We start from the raw sequence: 18,321 nt of genomic DNA, 5'->3' as shown, positions 1-18,321 counted from the left end.
GATCAGGACCATGTGGACTATAAGCACTGGTTTCAAGCAATCTCCCATATAACTTTTAGAATAAAAGGGGGTGTAAAGAAGCAGTTTTACTCTAAAAGTTTGGAAAGTGTTAAAAAATCAACCTCTATGGGCTATAGGAGGTATCACAAAATGAAACTTTTAACCTTAATTTGGGCTAATTCTTGTCAATTTATTCTTAAAAGAAGTATTTACAGAATCGTAAAATGATTTTGTATCAAGAATGAAGTCGATATTATCTATTACTTCGTACTTTTTAATCGCTTCCTTGACGTATTTCTTCAAATTCTTCAACACCTTTTCAGGGTCAGCTTCTGAGTACTTGCCTTCTACGAACATTAGGCTAAACATTTCTTCTACACTTTCTACTAACCATTTTGCATTAAATTCACCTGTAGTATCAATTCTGTCTTTAACGTATTTAACTGCCCAAATTTTCGCTTCACTCTTGGCATATTTATTTAAGTTTATATCTAATTCTTTCAATTTCGTTTTTGAATGAGCTCTTACTTTTATTTCCCCATCCTTTTCTAAATCAGATAACAGCGCTCTTATTGGCACATTCTCAATGTGACTATTATTTACCCTTGTGAAGTAATGGTACTTAGAACCATATTTAATTCCTCCGAGGTGGTTTAAAAGATTTTCCAAATGCTGATCCCTCTCTATTTTAAATCTTTTCAAAAGAGCCTTCTTCGTATTTTTTGAAAATATTTTTCCCCTGGAGTTGTCTTCTCTAAATTCTTTGGATACAAAACCATCCAATTTTTTTAGAGCAGTACTTCGAACATCTAACAGTCTACCTTTGTATTTCATATAGTCTATTGAAAACTCATTTGGCACCTTCCGATAATCAGATGTATAATGTGCTTTATAGTGGCGGTAAAGCTTTTCTGCTAACAGCAATTGGTATGCTTCAAATTCATCAATGGGTAATGGTTTATCTCCTTTAGTAAATAGCTTTTGTTGTGTTTCCATTTATGTAATTAGTCCTAATTCTTTTGCTCTGTTCTTGTGATCTTTTACAGCAAGGCTTACATACCTCATGGTTACTTCAATGCTTCTATGCCCAAGCATCTCTTTTACTATCGTCACGTCAAAACCTTTGCGAATCATAAAGGTGGCACATGAGTGACGTAATCCATGAAAGTGAATACTATCCTTCAGTTTTGCCTTTACCACGTAACTCTTAAAAACTTTTGACACGTAATCTCCCCTGTGTCCAAATTGAGTTTTCTCGTTGGACTTTGGGCTTGGAAAAACGAAGCCACCTTGAGGCTTACCCATATGGGCATGCCAATCCTTTAAACTTTCATACGCTTTATCAAAAAGTATAACCGTTCGTTCTCGTCCGTTCTTCGTATCTGTTACGCTAATTTCTCGGTTATCAAAATCCACTTGATGCCACTTCAGCTGTGTTATCTCTTTTCTGCGAAGGCCGGTATAATAACAGGTCGTAATTAAGGGAATAAACCAGTGTTGACGTAAAGATGATTGAACGATATGCTTATTCTCTTTACACTTTTTATGATGCTTCCTAAAAGCTTCAAAGATTTTTTCTAATTCACTTTCACTAAAAATTTTATCAACAAGCTTGTCTTTCTTTTTAGGTGGGGTAACCTGATCACAAGGATTTTGATCAATAATTCCCTGTTCAGACACCCATGAAAAGAAAACTTTTAAATGTTTATAGTAATTTCGTTGAGTTGCATTGGAGTACCCTCCCTTAAAACAGAAATTTCGGATATCAGAAGGCCTAATTAGGCTAATTGTCATAGAACGACCCACCTCTTCGATGAAAAGCTTAATAACCGATTTGTATGCTTTCCTTGTCGCAGCCGCCGTATGTGCCTTGGTTTTTAAGAACTCTTCTTTTAGGTCATCGATAAAGTAGCTGTCAACCGATCCGGCACTTCCTCCGCTCTCTTTCTGCTGGTCCTCAAATGCTTTAACACACCATCTATCCTGAAAGGGATCAATTTCTCCCTGATCATACAATTTTTGAAAATTGACCTTTTTCTCTTCGGCAATTTTTTTGAACGTTGTGCCCAATGAATAGGTCTTTTTAACCTGTTTGCCGTCTTCGCTCCTACTAAAGACAATGTAATAGTTCTTACCCCTCTTCTTTAATCCAGCCATCGTAGTCTATTTTAAGTTATTAGATCAATAAAAATGTACCCTTTTTTGTACCCTTAATTCAAGAAAAATACCCTAATTTGGGAAAACTTTTCACGAATCAAGATGGCTGAATTTGGTTTAAAAGCATAAAAAAACCCGCTTTAAAGTGTATTAAAGCGGGTTTTTACAAGTGTACGCCCGGAAGGATTCGAACCCTCAACCTTCTGATCCGAAGTCAGACGCTCTATCCGGTTGAGCTACGGGCGCATTTCTATGCATCTGTAAAAATAATCTCAAATTTTTACAGATTTCAAAGTTAATCGTTTTTACACTTCTACACAACTGAATTCAACTCTGTTTTCTCTTTTACTGTCCTATGCTTGTTGCATAAGTGAAAAACACTTTACTTTAATTATTATGAAGAATGAAACGATTAAGATTAAAGATTCAGAGAGTGTTGAATTGCACTGTTCTGTTTGGCTACCCGATACCCCTCCAAAAAGCGTTCTCATTGTTGTTCACGGAATGGCTGAGCACGGCGGCCGATACCACGAATTCGCCTCATTTTTAACCGACCATGGAATCGCTGTCCTTGCACATGACCATCGGGGTCACGGAAAATCTGCATCAAACGGATTAGGCTTTGTGAATTCTGATGATGCCTTTCACACTCTTGTTGATGGAATTCACTCTGTATATAAATTTGTTGAACATAAATACTCTGGGCTTCCGGTTTTTTTGCTCGGACACAGTATGGGTTCGTTCCTGGTCCAGCGATTCATACAACTGTACCCTGTCCAACTACAAGGCATTATCTATTCCGGTAGTAATGGCAAACCCCCGTTTCTCCTCCATTTTGGAATTATCCTATCTGGTATGATTACATCCATTTTTGGTTCTAAAAAGAAGAGTCCGCTCATCAACTATCTCACATTTGGCAAATACAACAAACCTTTTAAACCCAATCGCACAGACTTCGACTGGTTGAGTCGCGATGATGAGATTGTTGACAACTATGTACAGGATCCCAGTTGTGGATTTATATACTCAGCTTCTTTTTATCATGATCTCTTTCGTGGCTTGAAAACCCTTCAGAAGCACAAACCATTTGCCGGCTACAGTAAATTGATCCCTATATTTTTGATTTCAGGCGATCAGGATCCCGTTTCGAATATGGGAAAGGGAGTTCATCAACTCAAATCGCTACTGGAAAAATCCGGGGCTGAATCTGTAGACATGAAGATTTATCCCGGGGGCAGGCACGAAATGCTACTTGAAATAAATCGCGATAAAGTAATGAATGATGTTCTTTTATGGATGCAGAATCAACTAGATGTGTAATTTATTGGATTACTAAGAGAGATGAATCAACTACGAAAATACACGAAGAAGTTACTTCCTCTGCTGATCATCGTTCTATTCACCGGCTTGATTCTATCCCGTGTTTTTACACCGGATCGTCAGCAGAACATTGAAGTTACAACCAGTGCAAATGAAGCCGGTGAGCACCGGGGAAAGTATGCTGAAGTTTGTGGGGAGGTCGTTTCGGTTCAAACCATTTATCAGATAGACGGTGAACCTACCTTTATTAATTTTGGAGAGGAATATCCCAACCAGCATTTTACCGGTTTGATATGGGGAGAAGATCGCGCAGAATGGCAAACCTTACCTGAGGATCTTTATATAAATCGAAATATATGTGTGGAAGGGTATATTCAAATTCATGAAGGAACTCCTCAAATCAGAATCAATTCAACCGAACAGGTTCGCTTTCAGAATGGTGAAGCAGCTAATTAAGGAAGTGGATTGAACGTCACCATACCGATACTGCTTTTTTCAGCCCGTTCAAATTCAGTTTCTGTTGGACGGGTAGTCATCACAGGCTTGGATAGATTTTGAACCACTTTCTCCGTAATCGATCCCAGAAATAGATGTGCAAATCCGCTATGGCCGTGGGTTGCCATCACAACAAGATCTGAATTCTTTTCGGCGTACTTCTCAATTTCATAGTGAACGGAATATCCTGCAATTACCACAGTTTTAAGTGGAATAAATTTTTCTGATGCACCCACACCGGCTTTAAGGCTATCGAGAAATGACTTTTCACTCCTTTGCAGTTCAATTCCTTCAGGATTTCTGTCCTGCAGGTAGTGTTCTAACCGAACCATCAGCTGCTCATAAATCTTCTCTTTTTCATGCTCTTCTGGTTTAAAATCAGACTCCTCAGTAATACCGCCAAACATTTCCATGACATAGAATAGGGCGATTTCTGCTCCAAATGCATGCGCCAGTGCTACTGCATGCGGTAGCGCCGTTAGGGAAAGTTGTGATGAATCCGTTGGCAGGAGAATTCGTTTGATATCTCCGGGTGAAACTCCTTCATCAACTGCCAGAACCGGGATTTTTGAATTTCTTAGCGTTCGCAGGGTTGTCGCGCCTCTTTTCATTAAAGAGCGGTCTTCCCCTTTAGCACCCATAACAATCAAATCGTAAGATTCATCCTTGGAGTAATGAATGATGGAATCGGCCGGTTTCCTGTTTTTCCCGATATGAATTTTCCCGCGAACCTCTTCATCCACTTCTTCTAAAACAGACTTCAGTTTTATCTCTGCCTCTTTAACAATTTCAGGAATCACATCTTGTTCAGGGTCTACCGCAACCGGCACTTTCTTTAAACTGTCCCGTAGATATTCTGAGGTAGGCAGGACATGCATAAAGTCTGTTTTACCGCCAAACTTATAGGCTATCTGTCGTGATATTGCGTATGCGGCTTCAGCCCCTTTTGAAAAATCAGTTGGCACTAAAATTTTCTTATATGTTTTCATAAGAGAACTCCTTGAAATTATTCGAAGTGAATTTGATTCAGGCTTTATCGTCCATTGCGATGTCAATCAGCTCAATGACATTCTCATAAGCCTCATCCATCGTTTCTCCCTCGGCAGTTAGCTCTCTTCCTTTTTTATTCTTAACAACCACTTTGACCCCGGCCCACTTTTCACTTTTTTTCGCCGATACGACATTAAAACTGCGGTAACCTGTCTCTTTCAAAATATTAACTCTTTCCTGAAGTGCAGATTCTCTTTCCCCATTATTCAAATTGCTCATAATCTCCTCCTCTGTAACTGGTTTATGCCCTTCTGTTCAAAAATGTCTCCACTCATTACATCATATATAAAATTAACTGAATAAACACTAAGGGAATTCCTTATCTATCTTTGATTCACCAGATAAAATCAACCCTCCCGCATCCCGCCGGTAATATTTTTGAATTTTTAGTTCAATATTAAAATAAAATATTTGAACGGGAACCATACAAGGATTATATTTAGTTTAATATTAAACAATTACACATCAATCATAATAAAAAGACATGAGTACTGACACACTAACCAAATGGACCATCGACACGGCTCACTCTGAGATAACATTTAAAGTAAAGCACCTGGTCATTTCAACTGTAACCGGAAAGTTCAAAGAGTTTGATGCCACAGTTGAGACGGATAATGACGATTTTGAAGATGCAAAAATCACCTTTGAAACGTCAATAGATAGCATTGAAACCGGCAACGAAGATCGCGATAATCACCTTAAGTCTGATGATTTCTTTAATGCCTCCGAATATCCAAAAATGAAATTTGAGTCCACTTCATTTAAGAAAACCGGCGACGGTGAGTACAAACTGATAGGCGATCTGACCATTCGTGATCATATCAAACAGGTAGAGCTCGATGCAGAGTATGGCGGAACCGTGGTTGATCCATATGGAAATACTAAAGCCGGATTTGAAGTGACCGGCAAAATCAACCGAAAAGAGTTCGGCTTGACCTGGAGCGCAGTTACGGAAGCCGGAAGCGTAGTTGTTTCGGATGAAGTAAAACTGAATCTGAATGTTCAGTTTACTAAAAACTAAACCCAGAAGTTTAGGTTAGATCCACCGTCATATCCGAAAGAGCATGGCGGTTTTTTTATGGTTCTTCGTTCAGTGAAAACTATCTAAAATTGAAAACAAGGTTTCCCCCTTCGAAGGGGGACACTTTTGGTATTCAAACCTTATCCCAAGCTGTTAAAAACAAAAAAGGCATGAGTTATTCACCCATGCCTTTTTAACAGTCAGAAAGATTTACTTCCTAGTATCGGTACTGATCAGACTTATAAGGTCCTTTGATCGGTACACCGATATATTCTGATTGCTCTTCAGTCAGTGTTTCAAGCTCCACTCCAATCTTGGATAGGTGCAGTCGTGCTACTTTCTCGTCCAGTGATTTTGGCAGAACGTGTACACCCGGCTCAAACTCCTCCGGACGATTCCAAAGTGCAATCTGAGCGATCGTTTGGTTGGTAAAACTGTTACTCATCACAAACGAAGGATGCCCAGTCGCATTCCCAAGATTCATCAAGCGTCCCTGAGAAAGAAGTACAACTTGCCGGCCGGTTTCCTTGATTGTAAAAAGGTCAACCTGTGGTTTGATATTCTCCTCTTCTGCGTTCTGCTTCAGCCAGGCTACATCAATTTCGTTATCGAAGTGACCGATGTTTCCAACAATAGCTTTGTCTTTCATTGCCAGGAAGTGGCGGTCTTTGATGATATCCTTGTTTCCTGTAGCCGTTACAAAAATGTCGCCTTCTTCAACGGCATCATCCATTTTTTTCACTTCGTAGCCGTCCATTGCAGCCTGAAGGGCGCAAATAGGATCAATCTCTGTTACAATAACTCTGGCACCGGCCCCTCTCAGCGAAGCCGAAGTTCCTTTACCCACATCACCGTATCCGGCAACAACAGCTACTTTTCCGGCCATCATCACATCTGTGGCGCGACGAATCGCATCTGCTGCAGATTCGCGACATCCGTATTTATTGTCAAACTTAGATTTAGTTACAGAATCATTCACATTGATAGCAGGCAGTGTAAGCGTACCTTTTCGCTCGCGCTCGATCAGGCGAAGAACACCCGTTGTGGTTTCTTCAGAAATTCCGTTGATGCCATCAACCAGTTCAGGATAGCGGTCGAGCACCATATTAGTAAGGTCTCCTCCGTCATCCAGAATCATGTTTAGTGGCTGTCCGTCAGGAAAATGCAGGGTCTGTTCGATTGCCCAATCAAATTCTTCTTCGGTCATTCCCTTCCATGCATACACCGGAACACCGGCTTCGGCCATGGCTGCAGCAGCGTGATCCTGAGTGGAATATATATTGCAGGAAGACCATGTTACATCGGCTCCCAGTTCGATAAGCGTTTCAATAAGAACCGCTGTTTGGATCGTCATGTGGAGGCATCCGGCAATACGGGCACCTTTCAAGGGTTGCTCGTCTCTATACTCTTCTCGAAGAGCCATCAATCCGGGCATCTCCGCTTCTGCCAAATCAATTTCTTGCCGTCCGTAATGTGCCAGTGATATATCTTTAACCTTATAAGGTAATTTTTCTACTTGTTGCTCCATGTCGTCTATTTATTAAGAATTAATTTCATTTATTTTCGAACAGATAATTGAGAGTGAGGGTTCAATTTGTGTTAAAAATACTCCTCAATCATCTCTTTGGTTTTATTGTAATCTCCTTCACGTCCGTAAGACCCCATTTCGATTTTTATAAAGTTTCCGTCCGGGTCAACAAACGCTTTGAATGGAATCCCTTGACCTCCCAGCTTAACAAATACCCCGGTTTCGTCATATAACCAGTTAAAATCGTATCCGTTTTCCTCTGCAAATGCTCGTGCATCTTCAGGGCCTTCATTCATTCCTACCGTTACTGCCAGTACTTCAAACTGGTCAGGGTACTCTTCTCTTAGTTCATCCATAGATGGAAAAACCTGAAGACAAGGGCCACACCACGACTCCCAAAAATCTATCAGTACCAGTTTACCTTCAAAATCCTTCACACTCACCTGATTCCCATCCAGATCATTAAATACAGCGTTCTCGACAATTGCTTCAACAGAATCGTCTGAACTGCCACAAGAAATAAAGTTCAATAATAAAAATGGGATAATCAGAAACTTAAAATATTTCATTAATTTGATATTCAGTTTAGTTTTAAGATTGATGAAAATAAGGGTAATTCTGCAAAAATGTGTGATCTAATTACGGCTAGCGTGGTTCTTTATTCTCTGATCATCGCATGTGAATCGATTTAACAATTCTTATATTCCAAACATTTTTAAAGGCAATAAATTAATATGATTTACGATTTCACAATTGTTGGAGCCGGAATTGTTGGCTTATCAACGGCTTATAAATTATCCCTTTCCTATCCGGATGCCAATATTTTAGTTCTTGAAAAAGAAGGCCGGGTAGCCTCCCATCAAACCGGACACAATTCGGGTGTAATTCACTCCGGTATTTACTACAAACCGGGTAGCTACAAGGCAAAAAACTGTGTGGATGGGCGACACCAGCTGGTTGAATTTTGCAGAGAGAATAATGTTACACACGATATCTGTGGTAAAATTATTGTGGCGTCTGACGAGTCTGAAATTCCCACTCTCAAAGAGATCTATGAGCGTGGTCTTCAAAATAAAATCGAGGGAATAGAACGGATTGATCAACAGCAGATGAAAGAGATTGAACCGTATGTAAACGGTGTCCAGGCTATCCATGTTCCCTGTACCGGAATCGTAGATTTCGTTGGTTTTTGCCGGGTTTTAGCTGATAAGTTATCCGAAAGTGGACATATTGTTAAATTGAACCGGCAAGTTCAAAATGTAATTCACTCTAATGGATCGCTTAACGTTCAGACAAATACCGACTCTTTTAAAACTAATTACCTGATTAATTGTGCTGGATTACACTCTGACCGTGTCGCTCGGGCAGCCGGTGTTCAGAGTCCTGTGAAGATTGTACCGTTCCGGGGAGAATACTACGAACTTACGCCGGAAGCTGAACATAAAGTAAAAGGTTTGATCTACCCCCTGCCCAATCCCGAATTTCCATTTTTAGGCGTTCACTTTACCAAAATGGCTCTCGGCGGTGTAGAGTGCGGACCAAATGCAGTCTTCACTTTCAAACGAGAGGGTTACAAAAAAGGTTCTTTTGACCTGCAGGATACCATTGAAGTGGCCGACTTTCCCGGATTCTGGAAACTTGCCTCACAGCACTGGAAAATGGGGATTGATGAAATGTACAGATCCTATTCAAAACGAGGCTTCCTTAAAAAACTTCAAAAATTGATCCCGTCCATTCAGCTTGAGGATCTAACCGGTTCCCCATCAGGTGTACGGGCCATGGCTTTGAAACCCGATGGTGAAATTCTGGACGACTTCTACTTTGAGACCACCGACAGGGAAGTGCACGTACTGAACGCCCCGAGCCCGGCTGCAACTGCAGGTCTTGCAATTGGTGATGAGATCGTCAAAAAAGTTAAAGAGAATTTTTCGCTGGTTTGAGGGCTGACGTTTTATTCATAATAGAATTTTAGATAAAACTTTCCCCTCCTTTTTAAGGAGGGGACAAAGGGGTGGTTAAAAAAACCTGTTTTTCTCACATTCATTTCAATAGATGTTCACTTCTACACTTCAAATTGTTTTGAAGTATTATTTGGCTACCTCCCCTAACCCCTCCTTACACAGGAGGGGAATATTTCCTAATTCATTAAATAAATAGTCTGTAGAAGTTGAATTGGTTCGGAATTCCGTGTACACTCAAAACTCAAGTCTGTTATCCGGCCTTGCTAATTGAAATTCCGATCACAATCCAACTCCTGTTTTGTCTGATATTCAAACCGACTCCCTTACCCGTCGTCTCTATGCAAACGATGCTTCTCTTTATGAAGAGCTTCCGAAAGGAGTCTCTTTCCCGAATTCCCGGGATGATATTCAGACTCTGGTTAGAAGATCAAAAGCTGAAAAATTTACAATAACAGCGCGAAGTGCCGGAACCAGTCTCGCCGGACAGACAACCGGGGCGGGTATCATCATGGATACTTCCCGCCACATGCAAGACATCCTTGAAATCAATTCGGGAGAGAATTATGCAATAGTTCAGCCCGGGGTGATACGTGACACGCTAAACCGTGAAGCAGCAAAGACCGGACTTCAGTTCGGACCCGACACCGCAACCACAAATCGCTGCATGCTGGGCGGGATGATTGGCAATAACTCCTGCGGTTCGTTCTCCATCAAACATAAAACCACGCGTGAGCATATTCTCGAAATTGACGCCGTGCTGAGTGACGGCTCCGCAGTCACATTTAAACCGTTATCAGGTGAAAAACTCAACCAAAAACTGAAGCTCGATTCGTTGGAGGGAGAGATCTATCGAAGAATGCTGGAACTGCTGAAAAAGCATAAAAATAAAATTCTGAAGCACTACCCACATCCCGACATCATCCGAAGAAATACCGGATACGCACTCGACCGCCTCTGTGAAATGGATCCGATCACCCCGGGTGGTCGACCTTTCAATCTTGCCGAACTGCTCTGCGGAAGTGAAGGCACCCTGGCAATGACCGCATCCGCCAAAGTGAATCTGGTTCCTCTGCCCAAACACAAAACAGTTGTCATTCCTCAGTTTGATTCACTCCATGAAGCGATGCTCGCCACCGTGGAAGCCGTAAAATGGAATCCTGCCGCAGTTGAGCTGGTGGATGACATCATTCTGGATGCAACAAAAGGAAATATTGAACAGCGAAAGAATCGGTTTTTCCTGGAAGGTGAGCCAAAGTGTATTTTGATCATCCAGTTTGAAGGTGATAATCCCGAAGAGCTTCAAACCAAGGCCGACCAACTGGCCAAAAAACTAACGGAGGTCAACTTGGGATACGCTCACCCTGTTGTAACGGATGAGGATAAAATGCGCCGGGTATGGGATCTTCGAAAAGCAGGTCTGGGCCTACTGATGGGTCTTGGCTCCGAGAATCGTTCTCCTACTTTTGTTGAAGATACAGCCGTTCGTGTAGAGGATCTGCCTGATTACGTGAAAGAATTTCAGGAAATACTGAAGCGCCACAATACCTCCTGTGTGTTCTATGCGCACGCTTCTGTTGGTGAACTACATCTTCGCCCGGTTGTGGATACAATGACTGAAGAGGGACTAAAAACACTCAAATTGATTGCACAGGAAGTGGCAGATCTGGTGAAAAAATATCGAGGATCACTTTCGGGCGAACACGGTGATGGTCGTGCGCGCGCCCCTTACATTGAAACCGTTCTCGGCAAGGAGATGATGCCGCTGCTCAGGCAGGTGAAGGAGTTGTGGGACCCGGACTACCGTTTCAATCCCGGTAAAATTCTCGATCCCAAACCGATCGATAGCGACCTGCGGTTTTCACCCGAGTATAAAAAGCCGACCGTTGAAACAACGTTCAATTGGAGAGTAGAAAAAGGGTTTGATTCAGCCGTTGAGCTGTGTAACGGTGCCGGTGTTTGCCGAAAGCTGGCTGAGAGCGGTGGCACAATGTGTCCCTCCTACCACGCCACCCGGGATGAGAAAGACACCACCCGCGGACGCGCGAACCTGTTTCGTCAGCTCTTTTCAGGAAAACAACAAGAAGCTTTCAAATCTGAAGAGTTGAAAGAGGCACTGAGTCTCTGCCTGAGTTGTAAGGCGTGCAAGAGTGAGTGCCCGGCCAATGTGGATATGGCCAAAATGAAAGCGGAGTTTATGAACGGCTGGCATCAAGAAAATGGTGCTACACTAACAGAAACCTTTTTTGGTCATCCTGAGAAATTCTATCCTGTAGCGTCTCTGTTCGCTCCGCTGACCAACTTTATGACCCGGCAAAAACCGATCAAAAATCTTCTCCAAAAAGTTGCCGGCATTGATGAACGACGAAATCTGCCGGAGTTTGCGCATCAGACATTTTATAAATGGTATCAAAAAAATGAAAAGAAAATCATTCAGCCGGGCAGAAAACAAGTTATGCTTCTGGTCGATCTCTTCTCCAACTACCATGAGCCGGAGATTGCAAAAGCAGCTTGTCAGGTTTTGAACCGTCTTGGATATAGCGTGATCGTGCCGGGAATCTTCCCGACCGGGCGCCCGCAAATCTCCAAAGGTTTTCTGGATGAGGCAAAAGAGATTTGCGAAACCAATATCCGCCGATTAATCCCATTTGCAGAGCAGGACATTCCTATTGTTGGACTGGAACCAAGTGAGATCCTCACACTCCGGGATGAATACACGGATCTCTGTGGAGATGATTTGCTGGCAAAATCACAAACAATAGCTGCCAATACGTTTTTATGGGAAGAATTCCTGGCAACTGAACTGGCCGGCGAAGAATTTAAAAAACCGGTAAATGGGAAAAAAATTCTTGTTCACGGACACTGCCACACAAAATCACTGGTTGGAAATGATCCTCTTCTCCAGAGTTTTCGACTGCTTGGGTTTGATCCGGTAGAGCTTCAAACCGGCTGCTGCGGTATGGCGGGCAGCTTTGGGTATGAGCAGGATAAGTACGAGGTCTCAATGGAGGTTGGGGAGCAGACGTTATTCCCGCAACTCAGGGAATTGAATAGTGAATATGAAATTTGTTCAGAGGGTTTTTCGTGCAGACATCAAATCCGGGATGGAGTCGGGAAAGAAGCGAAGCATCCCGCTGTAATTATGTGGGAAGCGATGCAAGAGTATCAGTCTTAATTTTATAGCCACGACTCATCTTTTGACGCGAAGCGAAACATGAAAATTTTTAAAAATCTGCGTGACTCAGCGACCCATCTGCGAGACTCTGCGAGAAAATTATTCTACCACGGAGTTCATACTTTTAACAAGCTTCGCCACCCGCTCACCCAATAGAAAACCTTTCTCTGTAAACTGTTCTGATATTTCATTTTGTTCACTCACCTCAAACGGCGGCTCACCCGTCACAGCAGATGCACCAAACGGTTGTGTCCAATCCGGACCACCAACCACAATCATTCCGAAAACCAGCATGCTTTGCAGGATGTTCATCTGCACGATCTCCTCACCTGCCGAAATCCCTCCGGCAGTCACAAAAGCCGCTCCGATTTTATCCTTCAGCGGTTGCACCTCGAACGGCCAGGAAGCAATAAAGGCTGATATTTCAGGAGTGACGTTGGCGTTGTAAACCGGGCTTCCTACGATAATGGCGTCTGCCGAAATCAAATCTTCGTTTGAAACATCGTCTACACTTTTCAAAACAACAGAAACTCCATCCACGGATAACGCTCCCTTTTCCACAGATTGAGCCATCACTTCTGTATTTCCAGTCTCAGAGTGGTAGGCAATCAAAACCGTCTTCTGAGCGAACCCTTGATTGCTCCAAAAAAAGAATATCAGCAACAGTACGTATTTAATCATGAAGTTTAATTATTTCCGAAAGGAATCGTTATACCAAGCCATGGTATTCCAATAAAATCAAAATTAGACAGCGGGGTGGCCAGCCCAAAATCTACGGCGAACTTTTCCGGTGCCCATCTGCCGCCAAAAATACCCACACCGCTCTCTTCAATACCCGGTAAAAAGTAAATTTCAGCCAGCCACTGAATACTCTTACTCGATCTGTAAAGACCGCTTATGTTAATGAGTGGCGTGTTCGACCATGTGCCTCCAGCATATGCGTAACCCAGTCCAATGGTTAGATTTTTATCCCGATCACCCACGGTCGTATTCCCGTAGAAAAGTCCAAAACCACCGGAATCTTCTCCCATTACTCCGCCAATTAACGCACCTGCGCCCAAATGAAGATTATCATTAGAAACAGGAATGGATAGCTTTGGCAAAATCCAGAATGGCACCGATGTTGTTCCAAATAAAAAGACGGGAATGGTGCCGGCACCCAAAGAGAAGTTATTCGAAATTCCATAGTTCACATTATTAAACAGAATCCACGCATTTTGATAATATCCGTTCCCATTTTTTAGCCCAATGGCATTGGGTGCAAAAAAGTATCGGTTACCCTGTGGATTTTCAAACCAATACTCACCCTCTTTTATTCTCTCAGGATCAATGAACTGTATATTTTTAATGTTCCTTTTTTGAACCGTAACCTCTCCGATTCCTTCCACTCGCAAAACAATTTGAGCATCATCTTCCTGCTCAATCACTCCGAGAAAAATATTCCCATCCGTCGTTGTAATCCGAACGGTTTCGCCTGTCCGATCCTGAGCAGATATAGTATTGTAGGCGCTTGATATCAGAACTAAACTGAACACGAAGAAGAACACTCGAAAAAATTTCATTATATCATCGGGGTTAATTGACAGACGCAAACTTGAAGTACACAAGAAAAACAATTCAAAGGTAACAGAAAACAGAAATGGCTGGTTTCAAAGAAAATAAGTTACCTCAAAGTCAGTAAGCCTCAAAGATTCACGAAGTCCAGAACCATTTTTGATTTCCTATAGATGCTATAAAACTACAAATTCGTTACATACAAAAACTGACTCACCATCTCTCTGGCCGACAATATTCAAGAATAGATCAACTGGATATAATCCCTCTCCGGTCTCTTCTAAAAGGGGCTGCAGCAATGATTTTTGAATTGCAACCCAATACTCAACTCCATTTTCCCTAACTTCAAATTCATTTAGAAATAATCTCTGCACCTCTTCAGGTTGACCAAGTTGTGTTAACCATAAATCGATAACATCTTTTCTTTTTTCAGGAACTTCGCGTACTCGTCCGGTAAACTCCACTCTTGGGCGAAAAGGTTGATTATTTACTAATATAGTTGGATCTGAATCAGAAGTATTTGTAATTGAGGAAGTCACATTTTGAATTGTATCAATTTCATATCTGAACCAACTCCTTGGCCAGCCTTGTTCAATCAGATAGCTATCAATTCCATGAAAAGAAACACTATACAGCCTGTCCTTGCTGTCTAATTCAATGGAGTAGTTTTTCCCTTCAAAACTGTAAAATGTACCTCCGGTTATCTCTACTAAACTTGAATCTGAAGCAGAGCCGATACGCTCAAAAACATCTCCCTTAGACATACCCAGTTTCAAACCACCAAACAATTCTTCTCTTTCATCGTAGCCTGTTAGTTGAACAGCATGTGCATACTCATTTCTAAAGGGCGGAAAAGTGAATCCAACGTACGTTTCTGACTCTTCATCTAACAAGTAAAACTTGCGAACAGTCCCATCATCCAACTCCATTACTTGTAACTCTTCTAATCCTTCAGCATCCTCAATTAATGATTCCGACAGTCCATAACGAAACTCTCCAATTGCAGAAATGCTTGGATGATTTTGAGAAACGACCTCACAAAATACCCCGGAAAATATGAGTACTAAGACTGAACCAGTGATTATTTTTAAGGTAAATATGCTTTTCATAATTTTTCACGTTTCCCGTTTGCCTTTTCACTTTTCAAAATCTCAATTCCTCATCCCGCTTCTCTCAATCAGTTCTTTTGCACTGCTTAGTGCCGAGTCTGTAATCTCCTCACCGCTCATCAAACCGGCCACTTCGCGGATATGCTCCTCCTCAGAAAGTGAAATAATTTTCGTGATGGTTCTCTCTCCTTCCTCCACTTTTTCCACCTTGTAGTGTTTGTGCGCCTGGCTCGCAATCTGCGGCTGATGCGTGATCGCCACTATCTGACAATACTCCGACAACTTCCTCATCTCACGACCCACTTTTTCAGAGATGTGCCCGCTAATTCCCGTATCGATCTCATCAAAGATCATCACCGGCAAGTGGTGCTCCTTCGCCAGAATCGATTTCAGCGACAGCATCACCCTGCTAATCTCACCGCCCGATGCAATCTTAGCCAACGGTTTTGGAGACTCTCCCTTGTTTGTTGAAATGAAGAAAGACACCTCATCACATCCTTCAGATGTACACTCAACCGGAACTCCATCAACCTCAACCCAGCCGGAGCCGCCCTTCAGCCAGTCCACCCTTACCTGAAAACGGCCATGTTCAATACCCAAATTCTTCAGCGCATCGGCTATATCAGCTGAGAGCTGATTTCCTACCTGTACTCTTGTCTCGTGCAGATCCACTGCTCTCTCCTTTAACACTTCCGCCTGATCTGCAATCTTCTTCTCAATCCGCTCAATCTCCAAATCAAAATTTTCAGCTACATTCAGTTCCGTTTTGATTTCATTGTAATACTGAATCAATTCCGGAATATCGCGCTGATACTTCTTCTGAAGACGGTTCAGCTCTGATTGGCGCTGACGCAGAGTCTCCAGCCGTTTCGGGTTGAACTCTATCCCATCCCTGTATCTTTCGGCAAACTGTACGGCCTCCTGGATGCTGATCCGGGCTGTGGTCACCTCTTCCAGGTAGGTTTGAAACTCCGGTTCAATTCGGGCCATATCCTCCAGGTGCATTTTGATGGTATTGAGCAGCTCAATCAGGCTCACATCCTCGCCATTACCGATCTCCGAAATAGCCGCCGCTTTTTGATCCAGATCCTCGGCATTGTCAAGCAGATTCATCTCCGATTCCAGTTCATCCTCTTCATGGGCATCCAGTTCAGCTGCTTCCAGCTCTTTTACCTGAAACTGATAGAGCTCCATCTTCTCACTTAAATCACGCTCCCGGCGTTTTAAATCACGAAGCTCTTTCTGCAATTCCGACATTTTCTGATACTCTGTCCGATACGCCTTCATGACCGGCTGAACCAAATCAAACTGATCAATCACATCCTGGTGATTCTCCTCTTTCAACAGTAGCTGATGATCGTGCTGACCATGCAGATCCACAAGCTGATCCCCTACCTCTTTCAGTACTGAGATATTGACCGGAGTGTCGTTAATAAACGCCCGGCTTCCGGTTTGACGGATTTCTCGTCGCAGAATCAGTTCTTTGGAAACTTCAACCGCATTCTCTTCCAGCAGTTCAAACAGATACTCATTCTTCCCGACAAAAATCGTAGCTTCAGCGATCGCCTTTTGGGCTCCCTGGCGAATCACTTCCGTATCTGCACGCTCACCCAAAATCATATTCAGTGCACCGATGATAATCGATTTACCCGCACCGGTCTGACCGGTCATAATATTGAGCCCTTTCTCAAACTGAACATCCAGTTCGTCAATCAGAGCAAAATCTTTGATGTAGAGGGATTTGATCATTTCTTTCAGAATTTTGAATGAGGAATGATGAATTTTGAATTATTATTGGTGGAAAAAATGTAGAACTCTGAATATTTAGATATCAAAAATTGAAATTATACATCAAGAACACAAAATCAACATTCATTAATAAATAATGACTATTTGTTTAATGATTCAGAAGTCGTTTTAACAATCGAAGTTAAAATAGAGTTTATTTCATTGATTTCGTCAAAATATTCTTTTGGAATATTGAGAATTCCCCCTCTTTGAATAAGTCTCATCCAATACCGGGTTTCCCTCGCTTCCTTGGAGGCAATGCCCATTTTATAATTAAAATCCTTCCTTGAATAGGCAGCAAGTGACTCCTCAACATTCGCACCAATACTCGTTCCCGCTCTTAACAGTTGCCTAGCCATATCAAATTCGCTTTTCGACTTAAGCTTCTGATATATCTTTATGATCATCAAAGAGAATTCAAATGACTTATCTAAAATTACATTATCCGATTTACCCATTTTGCCTCCATTTAATTCAACACTCAAAATTGAGAATTCAAAATTTAATACTGACTTATATATAAGAGGGGAAATTCAGATATTCCTTACAACAAATCCTTTTCAGAGCTCCGGAGCAGGATTTTTAAATAAGCCGAAATTATATAAAGCTAAATCCAACTGATTAAAATAATAAATATGTTTACCTGAATATTGTGTCTGTTTCTCGCGGATTTCCGCAGATCATTTTCGCTGATTTACGCAAAACTTAAAGATTATTTACGATCCGTGTCATTGATTTATTTAAATCTATACAATTAAAGTTAATCAAAAGTCCCAGTTTTAGATTACTCAACTTCAAATATGTGAGTAGCTGTTTGTGATGAACATTCAATAAATTCTCTACAGATTTTATTTCAACAATAACTTTGTTGTTTACCAACAAATCCAACCTAAACCCTTGATCCATTCTTATATCATCATAAACCACCGGTAAACCAAACTGAGTCTGAACATCAATTCCCTTTTTTCTCATTTCATGAGCGATTGCAGTTTCATATACAGACTCCAGCAAGCCCGGTCCCAAAGTGGAATGTACCTTAAAAACTGCTCCCCGAATTTCATATGAAAGATCATTTTCGTGCATTATTCCAGCTTGATTTATTTTATTTTCTGCTAAACATCTGCGGTAGAATCCGCGGAAATCTGCGAGAAGAAAATCTCTGC

General features: G+C 41.8%; 17 protein-coding genes and 1 tRNA gene. 5 read left to right on the top strand and 13 right to left on the bottom strand.

Annotation, left to right across the window (positions count from 1 at the left end):
• Window positions 1–165: 165 nt before the first annotated feature.
• From CWD77_RS09010 to CWD77_RS09000, 3 genes are all read right to left on the bottom strand, one after another.
• On the bottom strand, window positions 166–996 hold the full coding sequence (locus tag CWD77_RS09010) for a hypothetical protein (RefSeq protein WP_101073231.1): 831 nt from the start codon (window positions 994–996) through the stop codon (window positions 166–168).
• Window positions 997–2,157 (bottom strand): tyrosine-type recombinase/integrase, encoded by a 1,161-nt coding sequence (locus CWD77_RS09005; RefSeq protein ID WP_101073230.1) that lies wholly within the window; start codon window positions 2,155–2,157, stop codon window positions 997–999.
• Between the two features lie 172 nt (window positions 2,158–2,329).
• Window positions 2,330–2,403: transfer RNA gene (locus CWD77_RS09000), tRNA-Arg, on the bottom strand.
• 150 nt (window positions 2,404–2,553) lie between these two features.
• Here CWD77_RS09000 and CWD77_RS08995 point away from each other — a divergent pair.
• The gene (locus CWD77_RS08995; RefSeq protein WP_101073229.1) at window positions 2,554–3,477 is read left to right on the top strand and encodes an alpha/beta hydrolase; all 924 of its coding nucleotides are present in this window, start codon (window positions 2,554–2,556) and stop codon (window positions 3,475–3,477) included.
• Window positions 3,478–3,498: 21 nt separating this feature from the next.
• A complete protein-coding gene (locus CWD77_RS08990; protein ID WP_101073228.1) occupies window positions 3,499–3,933 on the top strand; it encodes a hypothetical protein in 435 nt (144 codons plus the stop codon).
• Here the strand turns inward: CWD77_RS08990 and CWD77_RS08985 are convergent.
• Both CWD77_RS08985 and CWD77_RS08980 read right to left on the bottom strand, forming a co-directional pair.
• A complete protein-coding gene (locus CWD77_RS08985; RefSeq protein WP_101073227.1) occupies window positions 3,930–4,961 on the bottom strand; it encodes a universal stress protein in 1,032 nt (343 codons plus the stop codon). The two genes, CWD77_RS08990 and CWD77_RS08985, sit on opposite strands and share 4 nt — an antisense overlap.
• A 37-nt stretch (window positions 4,962–4,998) precedes the next feature.
• Window positions 4,999–5,241: a hypothetical protein gene (locus tag CWD77_RS08980; RefSeq protein WP_101073226.1), complete on the bottom strand. Its 243-nt coding sequence runs from the start codon at window positions 5,239–5,241 to the stop codon at window positions 4,999–5,001.
• A 265-nt stretch (window positions 5,242–5,506) separates the two neighbouring features.
• Between CWD77_RS08980 and CWD77_RS08975 the strand changes: the two genes are divergently transcribed.
• Window positions 5,507–6,046 carry a YceI family protein gene (locus CWD77_RS08975; RefSeq protein WP_101073225.1) on the top strand — a complete coding sequence of 180 codons (540 nt, stop codon included), beginning with the start codon at window positions 5,507–5,509 and terminating at the stop codon, window positions 6,044–6,046.
• A 217-nt stretch (window positions 6,047–6,263) separates the two neighbouring features.
• Here CWD77_RS08975 and ahcY read toward each other — a convergent pair whose 3' ends face one another.
• Window positions 6,264–7,574, bottom strand: a complete 1,311-nt coding sequence (gene ahcY / locus CWD77_RS08970; protein ID WP_101073224.1) for an adenosylhomocysteinase — start codon at window positions 7,572–7,574, stop codon at window positions 6,264–6,266.
• Between the two features lie 71 nt (window positions 7,575–7,645).
• The gene (locus tag CWD77_RS08965; RefSeq protein ID WP_240596746.1) at window positions 7,646–8,143 is read right to left on the bottom strand and encodes a TlpA family protein disulfide reductase; all 498 of its coding nucleotides are present in this window, start codon (window positions 8,141–8,143) and stop codon (window positions 7,646–7,648) included.
• 165 nt (window positions 8,144–8,308) lie between these two features.
• Here CWD77_RS08965 and lhgO point away from each other — a divergent pair, with 165 nt between their 5' ends.
• On the top strand, window positions 8,309–9,514 hold the full coding sequence (gene lhgO / locus CWD77_RS08960) for an L-2-hydroxyglutarate oxidase (protein WP_206017988.1): 1,206 nt from the start codon (window positions 8,309–8,311) through the stop codon (window positions 9,512–9,514).
• Between the two features lie 319 nt (window positions 9,515–9,833).
• Complete coding sequence (locus CWD77_RS08955; RefSeq protein WP_240596745.1) at window positions 9,834–12,707, top strand: FAD-binding and (Fe-S)-binding domain-containing protein; 2,874 nt, start codon at window positions 9,834–9,836, stop codon at window positions 12,705–12,707.
• A gap of 99 nt (window positions 12,708–12,806) precedes the next feature.
• Here CWD77_RS08955 and CWD77_RS08950 read toward each other — a convergent pair whose 3' ends face one another.
• The 6 genes from CWD77_RS08950 to CWD77_RS08925 form a co-directional block, all read right to left on the bottom strand.
• A complete protein-coding gene (locus CWD77_RS08950; protein ID WP_101073222.1) occupies window positions 12,807–13,388 on the bottom strand; it encodes a flavodoxin family protein in 582 nt (193 codons plus the stop codon).
• 5 nt (window positions 13,389–13,393) lie between these two features.
• Complete coding sequence (locus tag CWD77_RS08945) at window positions 13,394–14,269, bottom strand: hypothetical protein (protein ID WP_206017987.1); 876 nt, start codon at window positions 14,267–14,269, stop codon at window positions 13,394–13,396.
• Window positions 14,270–14,437: 168 nt separating this feature from the next.
• Complete coding sequence (locus CWD77_RS08940) at window positions 14,438–15,370, bottom strand: hypothetical protein (RefSeq protein WP_101073221.1); 933 nt, start codon at window positions 15,368–15,370, stop codon at window positions 14,438–14,440.
• Between the two features lie 42 nt (window positions 15,371–15,412).
• A complete protein-coding gene (gene recN, locus CWD77_RS08935; RefSeq protein ID WP_101073220.1) occupies window positions 15,413–17,119 on the bottom strand; it encodes a DNA repair protein RecN in 1,707 nt (568 codons plus the stop codon).
• Between the two features lie 140 nt (window positions 17,120–17,259).
• Entirely contained in the window at window positions 17,260–17,616 is a 357-nt protein-coding gene (locus CWD77_RS08930) for a four helix bundle protein (RefSeq protein ID WP_101073219.1), read from the bottom strand.
• Window positions 17,617–17,863: 247 nt separating this feature from the next.
• Window positions 17,864–18,241 (bottom strand): GxxExxY protein, encoded by a 378-nt coding sequence (locus CWD77_RS08925; protein ID WP_101073430.1) that lies wholly within the window; start codon window positions 18,239–18,241, stop codon window positions 17,864–17,866.
• Window positions 18,242–18,321 lie beyond the last annotated feature (80 nt).

The sequence above is a fragment of the Rhodohalobacter barkolensis genome (assembly GCF_002834295.1).
GTDB classification, from domain to species: domain Bacteria; phylum Bacteroidota; class Rhodothermia; order Balneolales; family Balneolaceae; genus Rhodohalobacter; species Rhodohalobacter barkolensis.
The sequence above is the reverse complement of the archived record's forward strand: the minus strand, read 5'-3'. Positions and strand labels throughout refer to the sequence as shown.